Annotated in this window: 24 protein-coding genes; 17 read left to right on the top strand and 7 right to left on the bottom strand. The window is 48.9% G+C overall.

Translation table 11 applies throughout. The features are described 5' to 3' along the window. Window positions 1-169 precede the first annotated feature (169 nt). The 10 genes from ACQY2K_RS04330 to atpC are packed head-to-tail and all read left to right on the top strand — an operon-like array spanning window position 170 to window position 7746. On the top strand, window positions 170-427 hold the full coding sequence (locus ACQY2K_RS04330) for an AtpZ/AtpI family protein (protein ID WP_177746663.1): 258 nt from the start codon (window positions 170-172) through the stop codon (window positions 425-427). After that, the gene (atpB, locus tag ACQY2K_RS04335; protein ID WP_428040887.1) at window positions 414-1175 is read left to right on the top strand and encodes a F0F1 ATP synthase subunit A; all 762 of its coding nucleotides are present in this window, start codon (window positions 414-416) and stop codon (window positions 1173-1175) included. Before ACQY2K_RS04330 ends, atpB begins: the two co-directional genes overlap by 14 nt. A gap of 44 nt (window positions 1176-1219) precedes the next feature. Next, entirely contained in the window at window positions 1220-1450 is a 231-nt protein-coding gene (gene atpE / locus ACQY2K_RS04340) for an ATP synthase F0 subunit C (RefSeq protein WP_177746667.1), read from the top strand. Between the two features lie 18 nt (window positions 1451-1468). Further along, window positions 1469-1963 (top strand): F0F1 ATP synthase subunit B, encoded by a 495-nt coding sequence (gene atpF, locus ACQY2K_RS04345; protein ID WP_428040888.1) that lies wholly within the window; start codon window positions 1469-1471, stop codon window positions 1961-1963. A gap of 1 nt (window position 1964) precedes the next feature. Continuing rightward, complete coding sequence (gene atpH, locus ACQY2K_RS04350; protein WP_177746672.1) at window positions 1965-2492, top strand: ATP synthase F1 subunit delta; 528 nt, start codon at window positions 1965-1967, stop codon at window positions 2490-2492. Window positions 2493-2505: 13 nt separating this feature from the next. Continuing rightward, window positions 2506-4041 (top strand): F0F1 ATP synthase subunit alpha, encoded by a 1536-nt coding sequence (atpA, locus tag ACQY2K_RS04355; protein WP_428037855.1) that lies wholly within the window; start codon window positions 2506-2508, stop codon window positions 4039-4041. Next, entirely contained in the window at window positions 4042-4977 is a 936-nt protein-coding gene (gene rfaD, locus ACQY2K_RS04360; protein ID WP_177746675.1) for an ADP-glyceromanno-heptose 6-epimerase, read from the top strand. A 9-nt stretch (window positions 4978-4986) separates the two neighbouring features. Next, window positions 4987-5892 carry an ATP synthase F1 subunit gamma gene (gene atpG, locus ACQY2K_RS04365; protein WP_177746677.1) on the top strand — a complete coding sequence of 302 codons (906 nt, stop codon included), beginning with the start codon at window positions 4987-4989 and terminating at the stop codon, window positions 5890-5892. Window positions 5893-5913: 21 nt separating this feature from the next. Continuing rightward, complete coding sequence (gene atpD, locus ACQY2K_RS04370) at window positions 5914-7332, top strand: F0F1 ATP synthase subunit beta (protein WP_428040889.1); 1419 nt, start codon at window positions 5914-5916, stop codon at window positions 7330-7332. Window positions 7333-7335: 3 nt separating this feature from the next. Continuing rightward, entirely contained in the window at window positions 7336-7746 is a 411-nt protein-coding gene (atpC, locus tag ACQY2K_RS04375) for an ATP synthase F1 subunit epsilon (protein WP_177746681.1), read from the top strand. A 147-nt stretch (window positions 7747-7893) separates the two neighbouring features. Here atpC and rplT read toward each other — a convergent pair whose 3' ends face one another. From rplT to ACQY2K_RS04395, 4 genes are all read right to left on the bottom strand, one after another. Then, window positions 7894-8241: a 50S ribosomal protein L20 gene (gene rplT / locus ACQY2K_RS04380; protein ID WP_177746683.1), complete on the bottom strand. Its 348-nt coding sequence runs from the start codon at window positions 8239-8241 to the stop codon at window positions 7894-7896. A 10-nt stretch (window positions 8242-8251) separates the two neighbouring features. Then, a complete protein-coding gene (locus ACQY2K_RS04385; RefSeq protein WP_177746685.1) occupies window positions 8252-8458 on the bottom strand; it encodes a 50S ribosomal protein L35 in 207 nt (68 codons plus the stop codon). A gap of 103 nt (window positions 8459-8561) precedes the next feature. Then, window positions 8562-9101, bottom strand: a complete 540-nt coding sequence (infC, locus tag ACQY2K_RS04390; RefSeq protein ID WP_177746687.1) for a translation initiation factor IF-3 — start codon at window positions 9099-9101, stop codon at window positions 8562-8564. Between the two features lie 81 nt (window positions 9102-9182). Then, the gene (locus ACQY2K_RS04395) at window positions 9183-9590 is read right to left on the bottom strand and encodes a hypothetical protein (protein ID WP_428040890.1); all 408 of its coding nucleotides are present in this window, start codon (window positions 9588-9590) and stop codon (window positions 9183-9185) included. A gap of 113 nt (window positions 9591-9703) precedes the next feature. Here ACQY2K_RS04395 and nusB point away from each other — a divergent pair, with 113 nt between their 5' ends. Both nusB and ligA read left to right on the top strand, forming a co-directional pair. Further along, entirely contained in the window at window positions 9704-10114 is a 411-nt protein-coding gene (gene nusB, locus ACQY2K_RS04400) for a transcription antitermination factor NusB (RefSeq protein ID WP_428040891.1), read from the top strand. Between the two features lie 5 nt (window positions 10115-10119). Next, entirely contained in the window at window positions 10120-12099 is a 1980-nt protein-coding gene (gene ligA, locus ACQY2K_RS04405; protein WP_428040892.1) for an NAD-dependent DNA ligase LigA, read from the top strand. A gap of 111 nt (window positions 12100-12210) precedes the next feature. Here the strand turns inward: ligA and ACQY2K_RS04410 are convergent, their stop codons facing one another. From ACQY2K_RS04410 to ACQY2K_RS04420, 3 genes are read right to left on the bottom strand one after another with little or no spacing between them, the layout of a single operon-like run. Then, on the bottom strand, window positions 12211-12897 hold the full coding sequence (locus ACQY2K_RS04410) for a hypothetical protein (protein WP_428040893.1): 687 nt from the start codon (window positions 12895-12897) through the stop codon (window positions 12211-12213). A 16-nt stretch (window positions 12898-12913) separates the two neighbouring features. Further along, a complete protein-coding gene (locus ACQY2K_RS04415; RefSeq protein ID WP_428040894.1) occupies window positions 12914-13561 on the bottom strand; it encodes a hypothetical protein in 648 nt (215 codons plus the stop codon). Between the two features lie 28 nt (window positions 13562-13589). Further along, window positions 13590-14396, bottom strand: coding sequence for a TatD family hydrolase (locus tag ACQY2K_RS04420; protein ID WP_428040895.1), 807 nt, complete (start codon window positions 14394-14396; stop codon window positions 13590-13592). Window positions 14397-14655: 259 nt separating this feature from the next. On the opposite strand from ACQY2K_RS04420, the gene hrcA reads away from it, so the two are divergent. From hrcA to mtaB, 5 genes are all read left to right on the top strand, one after another. Then, window positions 14656-15753, top strand: a complete 1098-nt coding sequence (hrcA, locus tag ACQY2K_RS04425; protein ID WP_177746694.1) for a heat-inducible transcriptional repressor HrcA — start codon at window positions 14656-14658, stop codon at window positions 15751-15753. After that, a complete protein-coding gene (locus tag ACQY2K_RS04430) occupies window positions 15746-16315 on the top strand; it encodes a nucleotide exchange factor GrpE (RefSeq protein ID WP_177746695.1) in 570 nt (189 codons plus the stop codon). The genes hrcA and ACQY2K_RS04430 overlap by 8 nt, the downstream gene beginning before the upstream one ends. Before the next feature lie 54 nt (window positions 16316-16369). After that, on the top strand, window positions 16370-18247 hold the full coding sequence (gene dnaK / locus ACQY2K_RS04435; RefSeq protein ID WP_428040896.1) for a molecular chaperone DnaK: 1878 nt from the start codon (window positions 16370-16372) through the stop codon (window positions 18245-18247). 64 nt (window positions 18248-18311) lie between these two features. Next, entirely contained in the window at window positions 18312-19007 is a 696-nt protein-coding gene (locus ACQY2K_RS04440) for an RsmE family RNA methyltransferase (protein WP_428040897.1), read from the top strand. Then, window positions 19004-20236, top strand: a complete 1233-nt coding sequence (gene mtaB / locus ACQY2K_RS04445) for a tRNA (N(6)-L-threonylcarbamoyladenosine(37)-C(2))-methylthiotransferase MtaB (protein ID WP_428040898.1) — start codon at window positions 19004-19006, stop codon at window positions 20234-20236. The genes ACQY2K_RS04440 and mtaB overlap by 4 nt, the downstream gene beginning before the upstream one ends. Window positions 20237-20348: the final 112 nt, after the last annotated feature.

The raw sequence follows: 20348 nt of genomic DNA on the forward strand, positions 1-20348 counted from the left end.
CTGTTTTATGCGGGGTTTTTTATTCGCTTAAAAAAGTGCGCGGGGTTGATAAATTTAATACAATACTAATAGGCGGCGGTTGTACGACTTAAAGCGGTAGATTTTTTGCCCAAATTGTTTTATAATATTAAGTGTACTTACCGCCCGGTAAATAAACCGGGGGATACTTATGGCGCTTGGACCTTTTACCCAACAGGACCATTTACAAATTACGACGTTAGGCTTGGAGTTTGCCGTGTCGGAAATTTTAGGCGCGTATGTAGGATACCGGCTGGATATAAAAATGAACACAAGCCCGTGGTGTTTAATCGGGGGAGTAATAGCCGGGTTTGCATTGGGCTTTTACCAAATTGTGCGTTCGGCCAAACAGATGCAAAAGGACGCCGCAACTTTAAAAAAGGCAGATAAAAAAGATGGACGTAGCTGAAATAATTTCTCATCATATTTTGGACCACGATTGGGGCCTGGCCCTGGGTGGTTTTCGTATTCCGCTTACCACGCATAGCGTTACTATTTTAGCGGTAAGTGTAGTGTTGTTTGGCGTGTTGTGCTGGATTGCCCGCGCCCGCCAAAGCCGTTCCGGCCGTTTGCTTACGGCCTTAGCCGAAGAATATGTGTTGTTCATCCGCGATGGTATGGTTTTACCCAATATGGGTAAAGAAGGCAAAAATTTTCTGCCGTATTTCTGCACGCTGTTTTTGTTTATTTTGTTTGTAAACTTAGCGGGTATGATTCCGGAAATGAAGACCGCTACTTCTAATATTTCCGTTACGGCCGCCTTAGCCTTGTGTTCGGGCGGGCTTATCTTGTATAGCGGGCTTAAATTTCACGGAATTATCGGGTTTTTAAAAGGGTTTGTTCCTTCCGGCACGCCCGGCTGGCTGGTACCTCTTATTTTCCCGTTGGAAGTTGTCAGTTTGGTTATCAAGGTATGTGTATTGGCTATCCGTTTATTTGCCAATATGCTGTCTGGCCATATGGTATTGATTTGCTTGCTTTTGATTATTTTTATTGTCGGACAAATGCACGTTGCGGCAGGTGCCGGGGCACTTGTGCCGGCGATGTGTTTGGAAATTTTTATGACGTGTTTGGAACTGTTGGTAGCGTTTTTACAGGCGTATGTGTTTACGTTGCTGACGGCTATTTTTGCAGGATCGGTCATTCATACGCATTAATTTGAAAAATCTATCAAGGGGATTACCCCAAAGGAGAAGAACTTATGGAACTCGTAGCACTTAAATATATTGCCGCCGGTATCGGCGCTGGACTTACCGTCATTGGTGCGGGGCTTGGTTTGGGTAAAATCGGCACCGCCGCTTTGGAAGGTACCGCCCGCCAACCGGAAGCCGGTTCCGACCTGCGCACCACGATGATTATTATCGCCGCGTTGTTGGAAGGTGCCGCTATGTTGGGCTTGGTTATCTGCTTGCTCACGATGGTAATGAAATAAACTGAAAAAGAGTAATCTATGGAAGATTTATTGAAGCCTGATTACGGCGTACTCGCTTTGACGGTTTGCAATTTTTTGCTGCTCGTCTATTTGCTTAAAAAATTTGCGTGGAACCGCATCATTGGTGCGTTGGAAGCGCGTGAACAGCAAATAGCGCAGGATAAACTGCAAGCCCAACAAGCGCGCGAGGCCGCGGAAAAAATCAAAAGCGAACTGGACGAAAAATTAGCCCAAATTGCCGATGAAGCCGCTAAAAAAATGGCCGAAGCCGTAAAAATGGGCGAAACGCAAAAAGAACAACTCTTGGCTGCGGCCAAAGAGCAGTCCGAACGCCTGGCAGAACAGGCAAAAGCGCAAATTGAAGCCGAAAAGAACAAAGCACTCTCGGACGTGCGCGGCGAAATTGCCCGCGTGAGCGTGCTGGCTGCTTCCAAGGTAATTGAACAGCAGTTGAACGAAGACGCTGCCAAAGCCGTGGTGGACCGCGTACTGGCAGAAGTAAAGGCGAAGTAATATGAACAGTTCAGACAGAATTGCGGTGCAGCGTTACGCGGCCGCTTACAATGCGTTAAGCGCCACCAACGAGGATGCCTCCCGGCGGGCGGAATCCCTCCGGCTGGCTGCCCAAGCATTGGCAGGTGTGCAAACGTATATGTCCAGCCCGCGTATTTCCACCGAAGAGAAAAAACAAACCGTCAAGGCCGCTCTTGCCGCTTTGCCGGAAGCCGCTTCGTTTGTGGAAGTCTTGCTGGATGCCAAGCGTTACGCGCTGTTGGACGCCGTCGTCCGCCGCGTGGAAGAACTGTTAGACGAACGGTTGGGTATTTTGCGCGCGGAAGTTGTTTCCGCCCGCACCTTAAACGAAACCCAGCAACGCCAGACCGAAGAAGCCCTTTCCGCGCGTTACGGCGGAGAGGTTAAAGCGATTTTTAAAACGGACCCGGCTCTTTTGGGCGGACTCCAAATTTGGTGCCGGGGAGAACTGATAGACGGCAGCCTGCAAGGGCGTTTAGCCAAGTTGCAGGCGGAACTCGCACAGTAACAATGGTAATTATATGGCAATCAGACCAGAAGAAATAACCAATATCATTAAAGAAAAAATTGAACATTTTGACGCGTCTGCTGATGTAAACGAAGTAGGTACCGTTATCCAGGTAGGGGACGGTATCGCCCGTGTGCACGGGTTAAACAACGTAAAAGCATCGGAATTGGTGGACTTCGGCAACGGGGTAAAAGGTATGGCGCTGAACCTGGAATACGACAACGTCGGCTGCGTGCTGATGGGGCCGGACCATTTGGTTCACGAAGGCGGTACCGTTAAACGCACCGGCGAAGTTATCAGTATTCCCGTAGGCGCAGATATGATTGGCCGCGTGGTGGACCCGCTCGGCAACGCATTGGACGGCAAGGGTGCGGTAAAAACCGATAAAAATATGCCGTTGGACATTGTAGCCCCCGGTATTATTGACCGTCAGCCCGTTAAACAGCCGCTCCAAACCGGTATCAAAGCCATTGACGCAATGGTGCCGATTGGCAAAGGCCAGCGCGAACTGATTATCGGCGACCGCCAAACGGGTAAAACCGCTATTGCGGTGGATGCTATTATCAACCAAAAGAATATTCCCGCTTCCGAGCGCTGCATCTGTATTTATGTGGCTGTCGGCCAAAAACAGAGCACGGTGGCCCAAGTGGTCAAAACCTTGACCGATTTTGGGGCTATGGACTATACGATTGTAGTGTCCGCCACCGCTTCGGACCCGGCCTCCCTTTTGTATATCGCCCCATACGCAGGTTGCGCTATCGGCGAATATTTTATGTGGCAGGGCAAAGATGTGCTTATTGTGTATGACGATTTGTCTAAACACGCGCAGGCATATCGCCAGATGTCCTTGCTGTTGCGCCGTCCGCCAGGCCGCGAAGCCTACCCCGGCGACGTATTTTACTTGCACTCCCGCTTGTTGGAGCGCGCGTGTAAACTTTCCAAGGAAAACGGCGGCGGTTCCATTACCGCTTTGCCTATTATTGAAACGCAGGCCAACGACGTTTCCGCGTATATTCCAACCAACGTAATTTCTATTACCGACGGACAGATTTACTTGGAAAGCAGCCTGTTTTTAAGCGGTATTAAGCCGGCTATTAACGTCGGTTTGTCCGTATCCCGCGTGGGTGGTTCGGCCCAGCGCAAAACAATGCGCAAAGTGGCCGGTACACTGCGTATTGACTTATCCCAGTATCAGGAATTGGAAGGCTTTGCCCAATTCGGTTCCGAACTGGATAAAGAATCCCAACGTCAAATTGCCCGCGGCAAACGTATGACGGAACTGTTAAAGCAGAACCAGTATTCTCCTATGAAAGTAGGCGAAGAAGTGTTGGTCCTCTATGCGGGGACTCACGGCTATTTGGACACGGTGGAAGTAAGCGACGTGTTGGAATATGAAAAACAACTCCTCGCCTATGCCCGCGCCGAACGCCCGGACGTGCTGGATATGCTCAATGCCTCTGTGGAACTGACCCAAGAAGTGGAAGAAAAAATGGTCAGCGCGTTAGATGCTTTTAAAACGGTTTTTAAACCTTTACAACAGGAGAAATAAATGGACGCTAAAACCAAGAAAAAATACCTGGTTACCGGCGGGGCCGGATTTATCGGCAGCAACATTGCTAAAACGCTGGAAGCCCAGGGACACGAAGTAACCGTATTGGACGATTTTTCCAAAAACGGACATTTCAAAAACTTAATCGGTTTTAAGGGCGACGTCATTACGGCTGACTTGTTTGAATATATGCCGACCGATATGTATTTTGACGCCATTTTCCACGAAGCGGCCATCACCGATACGACGGTTATGGACCAAAAAGCGATGATGGAACAAAATGTGGAAGCGTTCAAGAATTTACTCGCTTTTGCGGCGGATAACGAGATTAAAAAGGTTATTTATGCTTCTTCTGCGGCCACTTACGGCAACGGGCCTGTTCCCAATGTGGAAACGCAACCCACACACCCGGAAAATGTTTATGGTTTTTCTAAGGCCATTATGGATAATGTAGCCCGCCAATTTGCCGATGATAATAATGATATGAAAATTATCGGCTTGCGTTATTTTAACGTATATGGTCCCGGCGAATATTTTAAGGGCAAAATGGCCAGTATGGTCTATCAGTTATACAACCAGATGAAGGCCGGCAAACGCCCGCGCGTGTTTAAACACGGCGAGCAAATGCGCGACTTTGTGTATGTAAAGGATATCGTTAAAATCAACCTCTGCGCCTTGAATAACGGCAAAGAAACCGGCGTTTACAATGCCGCTACGGGTATTCCGCGCGATTATAACGACATTATCAAATGCTTAAACAAAGAACTGGGCACTAACTTGGAACCGGAATACATTGATAATCCGTATCCGTTCTTCCAGTTAAAAACCCAGGCGGATATTACCAAATCCAAAGAAAAATTGGGCTACGAGCCGGACTACTCGTTGGAAGCGGGTATTGCGGATTATGTGTCCATTTTGGAAGGCCGCAACAAATAAGGAACCGCTATGGAATCGTTAAGGGACATACGGCAAAATATTAAAGCCATCAAATCCACGCAGCAGATTATGCAGACGATGAAGATGATTTCTAACGCCCGCATACGCCGTGCGCAGGATGCGATGACCGCCGCCCGTCCGTTCGCCAAAAAAATGTATCAAATGGTGGACGATTTAAAGCAGGATATTTTGGCTATGCCACAGCCGGATGACGCGGCAGAAAGTTGGGCAGGACGCTTTTTTATCAACAAGACGGGGGACCCGAAGAAAGTCGGGCTCCTCGTCATTACGGGTGATAAAGGGCTGGCGGGTTCGTTTAATGCCGTTATTCTGCGCAGCGCGCTGCACTTTTTAAAGGCAAACCAGGACAAGGAAGTCTTTGTTTTTGCCGTAGGTAAAAAAGGGCGTGATTTTTTGGCGCGCTTGAAAATGCCGAACCTGCATTTGGTATATGAAAGCGTAGGTATCTTTCCTAAGGTATCTTACGCACACGCTGAACTTTTGGGCGAAGCGGTGCTCAAAACATATTTTGAGCAAAACCTCGGCTCCGTAACGCTGATTTACAACGACTTTAAATCCCTGGCCAGCCAAAATTTGGTAGAGCAGAAATTTCTGCCTTTCCATTTTGAAGCCACGGAAAATAAAAAAGACGAAAGCGACTTTTTATTTGAACCGGGTATGCTGGAAATTTTTAAACTTTTGGTGCCCCGTTTGGTAAAGGCCAATATGTACCGTATGCTGCTGGAATCGCAGGCAGCCAACTTGGCCGCTACTATGAACGCAATGGACGCCGCTAGCAAAAATGCCGGGGAACTGGTTGCTGCGTTGGGTGTAAAACTCAACAAGGTGCGCCAGGCCAGCATTACGAACGAAATTTTGGATATTGTGAACGGGGCCGAAGCCCTGAACAGTTAATTCTACAATACAGGAAACCATATGAAGACTGGAAAAGTAATTCAAATCATTGGCGCGGCGGTGGACGTGCAGTTTGAACAAGACCATCTCCCCGCTATTGAGAACGCCATTGAAATAGAAATGGACGGCGGGAAAAAGATTGTGGCCGAAGTGGCCCAGCAAATGGGCGACGGGATTGTGCGCTGCGTATCTTTGGAAAGTACCGACGGTCTCCAACGCGGTGCCAAAGCCGTGGATACCGAAGGGCCTCTGTCCGTGCCGGTGGGGGAAGCGTGCCTGGGCCGTTTGATGAACGTGCTGGGCAAGGCGCAGGACCACAAGGGCGATATTAAGGCCGCTATGAATATGCCTATTCACCGCGACCCGCCTACCTTAGAGGACCAAAACCCGACCCCGGAAATTTTTGAAACCGGTATTAAAGTTATTGACCTGATTGCCCCGTATATGAAAGGGGGAAAAGTAGGTCTGTTCGGCGGAGCCGGTGTAGGCAAAACCGTACTTATTATGGAACTCATTAACAACGTGGCGCGTGAGCACCACGGCAGTTCCGTGTTCGGCGGTGTGGGGGAAAGAAGCCGCGAAGGGAACGATTTGATGCTGGAAATGAGCGAATCCAAACTTTCGGACGGTAGCACCGTACTGGACAAAACGGTACTGGTCTATGGACAAATGAACGAACCGCCAGGTGCCCGTGCCAAAGTAGCCTTGACTGCTCTTACGCAGGCGGAATATTTCCGTGATGTAAAAGGCCAGGACGTGCTGTTGTTCTTGGATAACATCTTCCGCTTTGTGCTTGCTAACTCCGAAGTATCCGCACTGTTGGGCCGTATGCCCTCTGCGGTAGGTTATCAGCCGACGTTAAACACCGAAATCGGCAACTTGCAGGAACGTATTACTTCCACTAAAAAAGGCGCTATTACGTCTATTCAGGCCGTTTACGTTCCCGCCGACGACTTGACCGACCCCGGTGTGGCGGCTACATTTACGCACTTGGATTCCACGTCCGTATTGTCGCGCCAAATTGCCAGTTTGGGTATTTATCCGGCGGTGGACCCCTTGGAATCCACGTCCCGCATTTTGGACCCGCGCATTATCGGTGCTGAACATTATAATGTTTCCCAAAGCGTACGCAAAATCTTGCAGAAATACAAAGACTTGCAGGATATTATTGCCATTTTGGGTATGGATGAACTCGGCGACGAGGATAAAAAGACCGTGGCCCGCGCCAGAAGAATCCAAAAGTTCTTGTCTCAACCGTTCTCGGTGGCCGAACAATTTACGGGGCACCCGGGCAAATATGTCAAATTGGCCGATACGATTAAAGCCTTTAAGGGTATTGTGGAAGGCGAATATGACCATATTCCGGAATCTTGCTTCTATATGTGCGGCGGCATAGAAGATGTGTTGGCCAATTACGAAAAAGTAAAAGACAAAGAGTAATTTATGGCAAAAAAACTGACCCTTAACCTGATTACGCCGGAAAAACCGCTTATTTCCAACCTGGAAGTGGATATGGTTGTTCTGCCCGCTTTGCTGGGGGAAATGGGTATTCTACCCGGGCACGTCAAAACAATTGTGCAGTTGGGTATGGGTTCCCTGCGTTATAAAAAGGACGGGAAGGAAGAAGAGTTTGCCGCGTTAGGCGGGTTTGTGGAAGTGCTCAACGACGTGGTAAACGTATTTGCCGAAAACGCCGCCTTGGCGGATGAGATTGACGAAGAAGCCGAAAAGCAAAAAATTAAAAAGGCGAAGGAATCTCTCTCCGGCAAAGATGCCGATATTGATTTTGAACTTGCCGAAATGGAATTAAAACAAGCCATTGCGCGTATGAAAGTCAAAAAACGGCATATGTAGCAGTATTTGCAGTTTCTATACCCCGCTTGGAAAAGTGTCCCGGCGGGGTATTTTTATGCTTTTAAAAAAGGCTGTCTGCCCGAAAGAGACCGTAAAAAAGCCCGCACCACATAAGCGGTACGGGCTTTACTTGCTGCAAGAACGCTTTTAGGCGGCTTTTACCACGTCCACCAATTTCTTGAAGGACACCGGGTCTTTAATCGCCATTTCAGACAACATTTTGCGGTTAAGCGTAATGTTGGCTTTGGCCAAGCCGCTGATGAATTTGGAGTAAGACAAACCTTCTTCTCTCACCGCGGCGTTGATGCGGGTGATCCACATCTGGCGGTAAGTGGTTTTTTTGTCTTTGCGGTCCACATAAGCGTGCACACCGGAGTGATCCAGCTGCTGGGTGGCCATACGCAAGCGGCGGGATTTATCTCCGTAATAGCCGCTGGCTCTTTTCAATACTTTTTTCTTTCTCGCGTGTCTCGCGACGCTGAATTTAATTCTCATTTTCTACCTCTTATTTGGCCATCGGGAGATATTTTTCCAAAATCTTCCCTTTGTTGGACTCAGGCGTAATGACGCCGGTCTTTCTCATTTCGTGCTTCCGGGAGGCAGAAACAGGCGTAAGCAAGTGTTTTCTGCCGGCTTTTCTGTGGGTAAATTTACCCGTGGCGGTTTTTCTGAAACGTTTTTTACCACCGCTATGGTTTTTCAATTTAGGCATTGTTAATATTACCTCTGTTTAATTAGCCCTTTTTCAGAACGACCTGCGCCGGGAGCCGGTCAAGCCCCGCACGCAGTACACTAAAAAGGACCTAAAAATCTGTTTAGTTTTTGGGCACAAACGTCATAGACATACGGTTGCCCAACTGCTGCAAACCGCCGTCCACATTGGCAATTTCGGCCAAGCGTTTGGCCGTATCGTTTAAAATCTGGATGCCAATGTCTTTGTGCTGGTTTTCGCGCCCGTGGAACACCACTACAAAACGCACCATATCTTTCTTACGCAAAAATTCTTCAATTTGGCGGATTTTTACGTCCAAATCGTGCGCGGCAATGCGCGATTTAATGCGTAACTCTTTCAAGGTTACTTTGGCTTGTTTCTTTTTGGCTTCCGCGGCTTTTTTACCCTGTTCGTACACATACCGGTTGTAATCAAGTATCTTACAGACAGGAGGTTGGGCGTTGGGAGAAATTTCCACTAAGTCCAACTCTTGTTCCTTAGCCAGGGCGATGGCTTGCGCCACCGGCAAAATGCCGACCATACTTCCGTCGGAATTAATCACGCGTACTTCGGGTACGCGAATATTCTGGTTTCTGCGGTAGAGATCTTTTTTGTATTCTCTTCTGTTATCAAATCTGGCCATTATCTATATTATCTTTTTGCAAAAATTGTCCCTATACGGGAACATTTTTATTATACAAACTTACTAGACCGGGTGTCAAAATTATTGTGCCTGTTCCGCCCGGTATGATAGCGTTCCGTTTTCGTACATTTCCCACGAGGCGGGCAACCGTTTAAGAAGTACCTTTTCCCCGCTCCATTGGGGGCCGTCGTCCGTAAAAGAGCGGACCAACACTTGGCTTCCGTCTTTGGTGAACACTTCGGCCCGGGTTCCGTCTGCCGATAAAATGACGTACGCGGCAAATTGCGCACTGCCCGTTTGTGCGGTTTGGGTCAGGCGGATACCCTCTTTCCAGGGTTGTACGCACGCTTGTTTCACGTTGCTCCAAGCGGTCCCCGCGGACGGAATACAGCCGTGTTTATCTCTGTCCGCACCCGTCAACGGGCCGGTGGAAGCACACGCGCCCAAAGAAGATGCCAGAATCATTGTAAAAAGGACTTTTCTATTCATAAGTATATTTTACCACAAACCCGCGCAAGGCGGCTCTGCAAGGACGACGTAAATTTGCTAAAATAGATGTAAACTTTTATTTAAAATTTGTACGCTTTATACAGGTGGAAACTATGAGCAACAGAAGAATGGCCCGTGAGTGTGCCCTACAATCGCTTTATTACGCCGACAGTTCCAAATCGGCCGATGAAAACAATATTTTGCGTTACGCGGCGGATTTCAAACACGACTTGGGCGATTGCTATCCGTTCTGCGAAGAATTAGTTACCGGCACCACGGAACATTTGTCCGAAATTGATAAACTCGTTTCCTCCTATGCCAAAAACTGGACCATTTCGCGTATGTCGGCGGTGGACCGCTCTATTTTGCGTATGGCTACTTACGAAATGGTTTTCAGCCCCGAGAACACGCCCTTGGCCGCAATTATGGACGAAGCCATTGAACTGGCAAAAAAATATTCCACCGAAAATTCCAGCAAATTCATTAACGGATTGTTGGACCAACTGAAAAAAGAACGCAAATAAAAGTTATGCACCCGAAAGAAGAAATTGAGCGGCTTAAAAAACTGGTCAATTATCACAATAACCTGTACTATAACTTGGACAACCCCGTTTTGTCCGACACACAGTACGACGAACTTTACAAACAACTTAAAGATTTAGAAGACCAATATCCGCAATACCGCACCAAAAACTCTCCCACCCAGCGCGTGGGCGGGCAAGCGGGCAATTTATTTACGCCCGTCAAGCACGCCGTTCCGATGATGTCCTTGGATAATTCCTATTCTCCGGACGAAATACGGGAGTGGTATGCCCGCGCGGAAAAGATTTTACAGCGCAACAATTTTGAAATGGTGGTGGAGGGCAAAATTGACGGAGTTTCCTGCTCTCTCACTTACGAAAACGGTATTTTGATTACGGCCGCCAGCCGCGGGGACGGAAAAGTAGGCGAGGATATTACGTTAAATGTCCGTACTATTAAAAATATCCCGCAAAAGATAGAAAATGCCCCTGCCGGACTTTTGGAAGTGCGCGGCGAAGTTTATTTGGATAAAAAGGATTTAACCGCCCTCAACGAACGCCAACAATTAAAAGGCGAAAATATTTTTGCCAATACCCGCAATGCGGCGGCAGGGTCTTTGCGCCAAAAGGACCCGCTTATTACGGCCCAGCGGCCCCTTAAATTTTTTGCCCACTCGTTTGGCACGGGTAACATAGCCACAGACAGTTTCAGCGGGTTTATTGATTTGTGCAAATCTTGGGGCTTTTCCGTTTGCCCTGTCCGCACGAAAACGACGCTCATCAGCGACGTAATCCGTTTTTACAACCAGTTTAACGAATCCCGCCACCAACTGCCCTTTGATGTGGACGGCCTGGTGGTAAAGGTGAACCGGTTTGAGGACCAACGGATATTAGGGGTAACGGCTAAAAGCCCGCGCTGGGCGATTGCCTTTAAATATCCGGCTCCGCAAGCCACGACGACGGTTAAAAATATTATATTTTCCGTAGGCAGAAGCGGGGTGATTACCCCGGTGGCCGAATTGGAACCTGTGCCGTGTGCGGGCGTGATTATCTCCAACACCACCCTGCATAATTTTGATGAAATTAAACGCTTGGGCGTACGCATTGGGGACCGCGTAATTATTGAGCGTGCGGGGGAAGTTATCCCCAAAATGGTAAAGGTGGTGGAGCAATTAGGTGCGCAAGAGGTTTTGCCCCCCGCCAAGTGTCCTTCCTGCGGGGAACCTGTTTATAAAGAGCCTGATGAGGTGGGCTATTATTGCATAAACCCCGCTTGCCCGGCCCAGTTGCGTGCGCGCCTATTGCATTTTGCTTCGCGCGGGGCAATGGATATTGAGGGGTTGGGCGACGTGGTAATGGATAAATTGTTGGAAAGCCATTATGTAAATGACTTTGCCGATATCTACGGGCTGACTTTTCTGCACCTTTTAAATTTGGAAAATTTTAAAGATAAAAAAGCCCAAAATCTGTTGGACTCCATAGAAGCCAGCAAACAAAAACCTTTATCCCGCCTGCTTTTTGCATTAGGAATTGCGTTTGTGGGCGCGAAAACAGCCGAAATTTTAGCCGACAAGTTCCGCACTTTAGATGCTTTAAAAAATGCTTCTTTGGTTGAATTGCAAGCCGTCCCGGACGTGGGGGAAACGGTTTCGCAAAGTATTTATGATTTTTTCCATAGCCAAAGCGCCTTGGCCCAAATTGAAAAATTGCGCACCGCCGGGCTTAATTTCACCCAGCCCAAAAAGGAACTCTCCGGAAATGTTTTAGAAGGGAAAACGCTCGTGTTTACGGGCGAACTCAAAACAATGTCCCGCACCGAAGCCGAACGGCTCGCCAAAGAATATGGCGGCAAAGCCAGCGGGAGTGTATCCAAAAAGACTTCCTATGTAGTAGCGGGGGAAGCGGCCGGAACAAAACTTAAAAAAGCACAGGAACTGGGTATCCCCGTACTGACCGAAGAAGAATTTTTAAAACTGTTAGGAAAATAGTTGGTGTTCAACCAAACTAAATTCATTTTCCGCTTTCCTCTTTTTAAATAAAACCAATTTCCATAAATTGCCATAGCAGGCGGACAAGGAAAAACCGCACTCAGGGTGTGGTTAAGGCACGCGTAAGGATGCGTTGCGGTAATTGTCCAGCCGGCGGAAAAAGGCCTCCCACTCGGGGGAAATACCTTTGGGGCGGGTTACTTCCTGTTTATATTTCTCAAACACTTCGTTTAACCGGGCTATGGTGTGCCGGTTGATTTGGCTTTGGCGGGTGTCGAATTCCTTGACCGTTTGGCTGGATGTGGCGTTGTCCAGACAGGCTTTTTCATCATCCAGTAAAATGAACAACGCTTCTTTTTTTGCCTGTTCTCCAAATAAACGTCCGGTTTCGGCGGTTAGTTCTGCGTTGGCGGACCATCGGCTTGCCAGCCACATATTTAATTTGGCGGAATTTGCTTTGCCCAAGTGCGTGTTGCGGATGGGCTCCCGTTTGTTTTCCATAGTGATTTGCATTACTGCCGGTCCCGGCACCGCTACCGCCGGGCTCTTTTCTGCCGGACTGTCTTGGTATGTAATCAATATCATTTTAGGTTTTGGTTGTAACTTATCCCAAAAGGCGCGTATGCCCTTTACTTGGCGGGCAAAGGCAGTTTTGGCAGAACGGGCAACACTTGGAGAGGTCATTTTTGTTGGCAATTCCCCGCGGACCAAAAACAAGGTGGCCCGCAGGGTATTGGCAAAATAATGCAGAGAAACGGCAATCAACAGTAGGAAAACAATAAACTGAAATCGTTTCATACTGTTCCTTTATCTATCAGCGGTTGGTGCGGCGGGTCCGTTTTAAATTGGCGGCGTTCTGCTTCATCAGTTGCATCAGTTTCTGGTCTTGCAGCGCCAAGAGCCTTTTTTGCTCGGACAGATAGGCTTGAAAATTGGCGCTTTTGGCAGCGGCGGCTTTCAAGTCCTTTTCTGTTTGAGTAGTAATTAAAAAAGCTTTATGCTTTACAGCGGTATTGAAAGTCCGTTCAATAGAAACTAACGCTGCTTGATTGTTAACCTGCACCGCGTCAAAGGCGCGCTTCATTTTGGCACGTTCGGCTTGTGGGGCTTTGCCGGGCAACTCGTCCGTGTCCATCGTTACATCCATAATTTGCGGCGCGGGTGTCGTGCGCCGGACGGGAACAGCGGCTGTGGACGCATTTTGCGCCGGGAGTGCCGGGGTGGGGCCGTCAAAATGTTCAGGAAAATCCATATGGCGGGCTCCCATCGCACCCATTGCGCCGAAATTGGCCGAACCGGCTGCTAACTTGGTCAGTTGGTCCATTTTAGTACTAGCCACTTTATTCATTAATTGCATAGATTGCATCATCCAAAAAGTTTTGATTTTTTCGTCTTGTTCTTTGGTGGTGCACCCCGCTAAAAGGGCTACGGCAATTAAAGGCAGTAACGTGTATTTTTTCATAAATCCTCTGTTCTCAAAATATAACAAATTACACCTGTCCATACAAGGCTTTTGTATTGCGGGTGGTAATTTCGGCTAATTTTTCCAACGGGATATCCAAATAATCGGCGGCATATTGTGCAATCAGCGGGATATTGGAGGGGTCGTTGCGCTGCCCGCGTTTGCCTTGGGGGGATAAATACGGGCAATCTGTTTCCAATATGATTTTATCTGCCCCGGCTTTTTTAACAGCCTCGCGGATATATTCGTTCTTTTTATAAGTAAAGCAACCGTTAATACCTAATAACAAGCCCATATCCAGTGCTTTGCGGGCCTCCTCATAGCGCGCGCAAAAACAATGGAGGACACCCGGATATGCGGTGGAAGATTTCTGCTTCCACTCGTGTTTTAACGAATAAAAAACATCTTCGTAGGCGCTGTAATCTTCGCCTTCCCGGCGGGTGTGCAGTACAATAGGCTTTTCCGTTTGGTTGGCAAGCGTAAGCATTTGTGAAAAAATGGTTTGTTGGAGTTCTTTGCCGGAAATATCCAAGCAAGTGTAATCTAGCCCGATTTCTCCCACCGCCACGCAATCTTTGTGTTTCAGCAGGCCGGACAAAACCTCCAAATCACCGGGAGCGGTTTTAACGGCATACTCCGGGTGGACACCCAGGACGGCGGAGATAAAGCCCGGATGTTTTTGGGAAAGGTCCAAGGCGGGCTGCCACTCTTCGGGCGAACAGCCGATTTCCACGCTCATCGCAATCTGCGCGGCGGGGAGTTTAGAAATCAGTTCTTCCCGGTCAGGGTCAAAGGCCGGGTCGTTCAAATGGGCGTGTGAATCAATAAATTGCATAATAATATTGTAACTTTTCTGGCAGGCTCCCGTCATCAGGCGGGTGCAACGAAAACTACTAATCCAAAAAAACACTTGTTAAACGCAAATAAAAATTAGTATTTGTATAGGAGAAAATGCAAAAATATAATTTCAAAATTAGCACTCAAAAAAGGGGGTTGACAAAAAAGAATTTTTTACCTATAATAATAGCAGAGAGGTTCAAAGAGTGCTAAAATAAAAACGAAACACACTCCCAGAACCCGGGAAGTTTAAGCGTATGAGAATTTTAAAACCGGAAATTGCCAAGGCGCGTAAAGAAAAGATTTTAAGGTGGGTGGTTCAGCAGTTTGTGGAAACCCGCCGCCCGGTCGGTTCGCAGATGATTGCGGACGGAGCGTTGCAAGATATATCCAGCGCTACGATTCGCAACATTATGAAGGAACTGGAAGAAGAAGGGTATCTTTACCAGCCGCATACTTCCGGCGGACGTATTCCTACGGATAAAGCCTACCGCTATTATGTGGACTACTTGGCCAGTGTGCAGCAAATGGCCGCCCGTGAACGCCAACGCATTGAAGAACAATATGATGAGCGCGTAAACGAAGTGGACAATATGCTCGTGCAAACCTCGCGTTTGCTGGCAATGCTGTCCGGGGCGGCGGGGTTTGTCTATACAGCCCACGTGGACGACCAACGTATCCAACGGCTTGATTTTATTCCGCTGGCTCCCGGTATGATGTTGGCGGTTTTGGTAACCCAGTCCGGGGCCGTACGCCATTGGCCGGTGCGCACGGCATATGTCATTGACCCTGCCCGCTTGCGTGTGCTCAGCCGCTTTATTAACGGCGAGATTGCGGGCCGCACCTTGGCGGAAGCGCGCCAAGTGCTCTGGCATCATATCCACAGCGGACACCCGGAAATTGCAGGCGTAGCCGATTTAGCCACGAAGGTATTAAAGGATATAGAGCGCCCCCAAACGGGTGCGGACGAGTTATATGTGGAAGGTATCGGCCGGCTTTTGGAAAACACGACCGAGGACGATTACGAAGATTTGAAACAAATGATGCGCGTAGTAGAGGAGCGCGAACGCTTTTCCTCGCTGCTTAGCGAGAAAATGACGGATATGGAGAAATCCAAACAAAAATTAAATGTCAGTATCGGCAGCGAAAACGAACTGAAAGAACTTAAAAATTTAAGTATCGTTTCTACCGCTTGCCGTGTGGGGGACAAAACGGTGGGTATGCTGGGCATCATCGGGCCGAAACATATGGAATATACGCGGGTGATGTCGCTGGTAAATTTTATCGGCAGTTTGTTGGAATCCTCTATGAAAAATTGGACGGCATTACCCTCCGGGGAAGATGATTATGAGTAAGCACGAAAAACACGGCGAACACGAACACGCCGAAATGAAACAAGAAGTTCCGCAGCCGGAACAGCCTTGCAACGCCGAAACCGAGCAGGAAACTCCCGCCGCAGAACAAAAGCCTGACTATTACGACAGATATGTGCGTTTAAGCGCAGATTTTGAAAACTTCCGCAAACGCACCGAGCGCGAAAAAGCCTCTTTCTTGGCATATGGCAAAAAAGAATTTGCCGAGAAGTTGCTCCCTTCGTACGAAGTGCTCTTGCGTCAGTTAGTGGAGATGGACAAAAAGGAAGAAGAAGGTCAAATGTCCGCCGAACTTAAAGCCGTTAAAACGGGCCTGAAAATGGTGTTTGGCGAAATGGAAAAAGCATTTAAGGCCGAGGGTATTGAGCATATGGACGTGCTTGATAAACCGTACGACCCTGCCACGCAGGAAGTGGTGGCGATGATTCCTTCCTCCGGGGACCAAGACGGTCTCGTGTTGCAGGAAGTGCAAATGGGATTTACAATGGACGGCAAAGTCCTGCGCCCGGCGCGCGTGATTGTCGGCCAGCACGCGGAAGATTAATTCCGCCCATTTGACAACAATTTAATTTATAAGATTTGAAGGAGATAGACATATATGGCTAAGATTATTGGTATTGACTTGGGTACTTCTAACACCGCCGCGGCGGTAATGGAAGGGGGCAGAGGAACGATTATTCCGTCTGCCGAAGGCAGTTCTATCGGCGGTAAAGCATTTCCGTCTTATGTAGCGTTTACCAAGGACGGACAACGCCTCGTGGGCGAACCTGCCCGCCGCCAGGCCATCGCCAACCCGGATGGCACGGTAACTGCGTTCAAACGCAAAATGGGGGAAAATTATAAATATAATTTGCGCGGACAGGAATTTACACCGCAACAATTATCTGCGTTTGTCTTGCAGAAAGTTAAAAAGGATGCCGAAGCCTTTTTGGGCGAGCCTGTGGAAAAGGCCGTCATCACGGTACCTGCCTATTTTAACGATAACCAGCGCCAGGCCACCAAAGATGCGGGCCGCATTGCCGGCTTGGATGTGGTGCGCCTTGTAAACGAACCGACGGCAGCCGCTTTGGCCTTTGGTATTGATAAGGCCGGGAAAGAGCAAAAAGTAATGGTGTTTGACTTGGGCGGCGGTACGCTGGATGTAACCATTATGGAAATGGGTAAAGAAGGTACTTTTGACGTGCTTTCCACCTCCGGCGATACGCATTTGGGCGGTACGGATATGGATAATGCCGTTATCAAATGGATGGAAGATGAATTCCGCAAACAAACGGGTATTGATTTGTCCAAAGATATTCAAGCCCAACAACGCTTGAAAGACGCGGCCGAAAAAGCCAAGATTGAATTGTCTACCACTATGGAAACGGACATCAACTTGCCTTACATCTCTGCCGATGCCACCGGCCCCAAACACCTCGCTTTGACGCTTTCCCGCGCAAAACTGGAAAGTTTGGTGGACGACATTGTAAAACGCTGCGGCAAGTCTGTGGAACAGGCTTTGAGCGACGCCAAATTGTCCGCCTCTCAAATTGACCGCATCATCTTGGTCGGTGGTCCGACCCGTATGCCGATTGTGCAGAAATATGTGGAAGACTTGGTCGGCAAAAAGATTGAACGCGGTATTGACCCGATGGAGTGCGTGGCAATCGGTGCTTCCGTGCAAGCCGGTATTTTGACGGGCGACGTGAAAGACGTCCTCTTGTTGGACGTTACCCCCTTGTCTTTGGGCTTGGAAACTTTGGGCGGCGTATGCACGCGCCTTATTGAACGCAACACCACTATCCCGGTGCGCAAGACGCAAATCTTCTCTACGGCTTCTGATAACCAGCCGGCCGTAACCATTAACGTCTTGCAGGGTGAACGCCCGATGGCCAAAGACAACGTACCGCTGGGCAAGTTTGACTTGGACGGTATTCCGCCAGCTCCTCGTGGCGTGCCGCAGATTGAAGTTACGTTTGATATTGATGCCAACGGTATCTTGAACGTATCCGCCAAAGACTTGGGTACTAACAAGGAACAGCACATTACCATTAGTTCGCCTAACAAACTCAGCGATGCCGAAGTGGAAAAATTCGTCAAAGATGCGGAAAAATTCGCCGACGAAGATAAAAAGCACAAAGAAGTTATTGAAGCCAAAAACCAGGGCGACAGCGTGCTCTATCAGACCGAAAAGGCCTTGAAAGAATACGGTGATAAAGTGTCCCAGGACGACCGTTTGGCCATTGACCGCGCTTTGAATGACTTGCGCGATGCCTTGAAAGGCGAAGACGCTGCCAAGATGAAATCGGCCACTGATGCGGCCTTGCAAGCCAGCCAGAAACTTGGCGAAGCGATGTACAAATCGCAGCAGGCTAACGCGAGTGCCCAGGCCCAACAGGCCGGAGCCCAAGCGGGCGCCAATGCCGGCAAGCAAGCCGGTGCCGCCAGCAACGACGGAAAAGACGACGTAGTGGAAGCGGAAGTCGTTGATAAATAATCTAGTAATACAGCCGCTAAAAAGGGGAACCCGAAAGGTTCCCCTTTTTTTGTAAAATATCCCTATGTCGCAGTATTTTGCCGATATCAAAGAAACAGAATTTTTTTTAACCGACGCAGAAGCACACCACGCGTCCGCCGTCGCCCGTCATAAAGAGGGCGATGAAATCCGTGTTTTTGACGGAAAAGGCAAGCAGTTTTTGGCCCGCATAGACCGCGTACAAAAAAAGTTTGTCCGCGGAACATTGTTAAAACCTTGTGCGGTGCGCCGCGTTCCCTTAGAGTTGGAACTTTGCTTTGCTCCCAATTCCCGTACAGGGCTGGAAGAAGTATTAGACAAAGGAACCCAATTAGGGGTAGCCGCTTTTCGCCCGATTATAACGGAGCGCAGCGAGTATGATGTGCTCAAAAAATGGGACGGTAAAAACGACCGCTGGCACCAAATTATGATTGCCGCCTGCAAACAATGTAATACCCCCTTTGTGCCCGAAATTCTGCCGCCTGTTAAATTTCCGGCGGCCTTGGTGCAGGAAATACCGTCTTTAATTGCTTACGAGGCCGAGGAAACGCATACTTTGCAATGGGGACTTGAAAAGTTAGGCCATCCCAAGCGGGTGCGCGTATTTGTGGGGCCTGCGGGCGGGTGGACGGACGAGGAAATTGTCGTAGCCGCCCAATACAATGTGCTCCCGGTTACGCTAGGGGTAAATATTTTGCGTGCAGAAACGGCCTGTATTGCGGTAGCCGCTAAACTCTTATGACCACATTTTTTATTAAAACCTTCGGTTGCCGCGTCAACCAAGTGGAAAGCCAGGCATTATTGGAGCAATTTTTAAACTCCGGGGCTGTTCCTGCGGACTCCTTTGAAACCGCCGATATTTGCGTGCTTAATACCTGCACGGTTACGCACCAGGCTGATAAAGACGTGGAAAAGCAAATCCGCCAAATTCTGCGCCGTAATCCGCACGCACGCCTTGTGCTGACGGGGTGCTATGCCGCGGCACACGCGGACGAAGTCCGCCAAAAATTTCCGCAGGCGGAAATTGTAGGGAAATATGATTTAGGCAAGACCCTGTTTCATACGGACGATATTTGTTGGACGGTTTCCGGACACGAGGGACATAGCCGCGCATTTATCAAAATTCAGGACGGGTGCGATTGTTTTTGTTCCTATTGTATTGTACCGTATGCCCGCCCCGTAAAACGTTCCAAACCTTTAAAAGATGTACTCAAAGAAATTGATGCTTTGGAGCGGAAGGGCTTTGCCGAGGTCGTTTTGACGGGTATTAACATTGGTAATTACAAATGCCCGCAAACAGGGGCCGATTTAGCAGGACTATGCCGCCATATTGCCCAAATGGAGGGCAATTTCCGCGTACGCTTTTCGTCTATTGAACTCCAAACGGTTACGGACGGCGTGATAGAAATGATGCACCGATACCCCGCCCGCTTTTGCAACTATTTTCACTTGCCCTTGCAGGCCGGGTGCGATAAGGTGCTAAAAGATATGAACCGTCATTATGACACTTCCGCCTATGCGGACAAGGTAAAGGAGTTGCGTGCCCGCGTGCCGCAAATAGGCATTTTTGCAGACGTAATTGCCGGATACCCCACCGAAACGAAAGCGGATTTTGAAGCCACTTACGCATTTATTAAACAGGTAAAGTTGGCGGGGCTTCACGTTTTTAGTTATTCCCCGCGTCCCGGCACGCCGGCGGCCGCTTTAAAGCAACTGCCGCACGAAGAAATCAAGCGCCGCGCAGAGGCTTTGCGCGCGCTGGATAAGGAATTGCGCGCCGCCTTTGCGGCCTCTTTGGTGGGTACGGCACAGGACGTGTTTGTGGAAGAACATAAAGACGGACGCCCGCACGGCATTACGTCTAACTTTCAGCCCGTCGTGTTGGAAAACGCGGCTCAGGCGCACGGGCTGGTACGCGCCCGAATCACCCGGGCCGAAGGCCCTGTCTGTTACGGTATATTGACTGACTAATAATCATTTGATGCCACACAAGCCGCCCAATACATGGGCGGCTTTTTGCATTTATTTGCTTTCCGCCCCTGCGGAGCGTACTCCCATGGAACAGGGGCCTGTCCGGAGGGAT

Origin of the sequence: Candidatus Avelusimicrobium fimicolum (assembly GCF_021632165.1) — a bacterium.
Taxonomy (GTDB): domain Bacteria; phylum Elusimicrobiota; class Elusimicrobia; order Elusimicrobiales; family Elusimicrobiaceae; genus Avelusimicrobium; species Avelusimicrobium fimicola.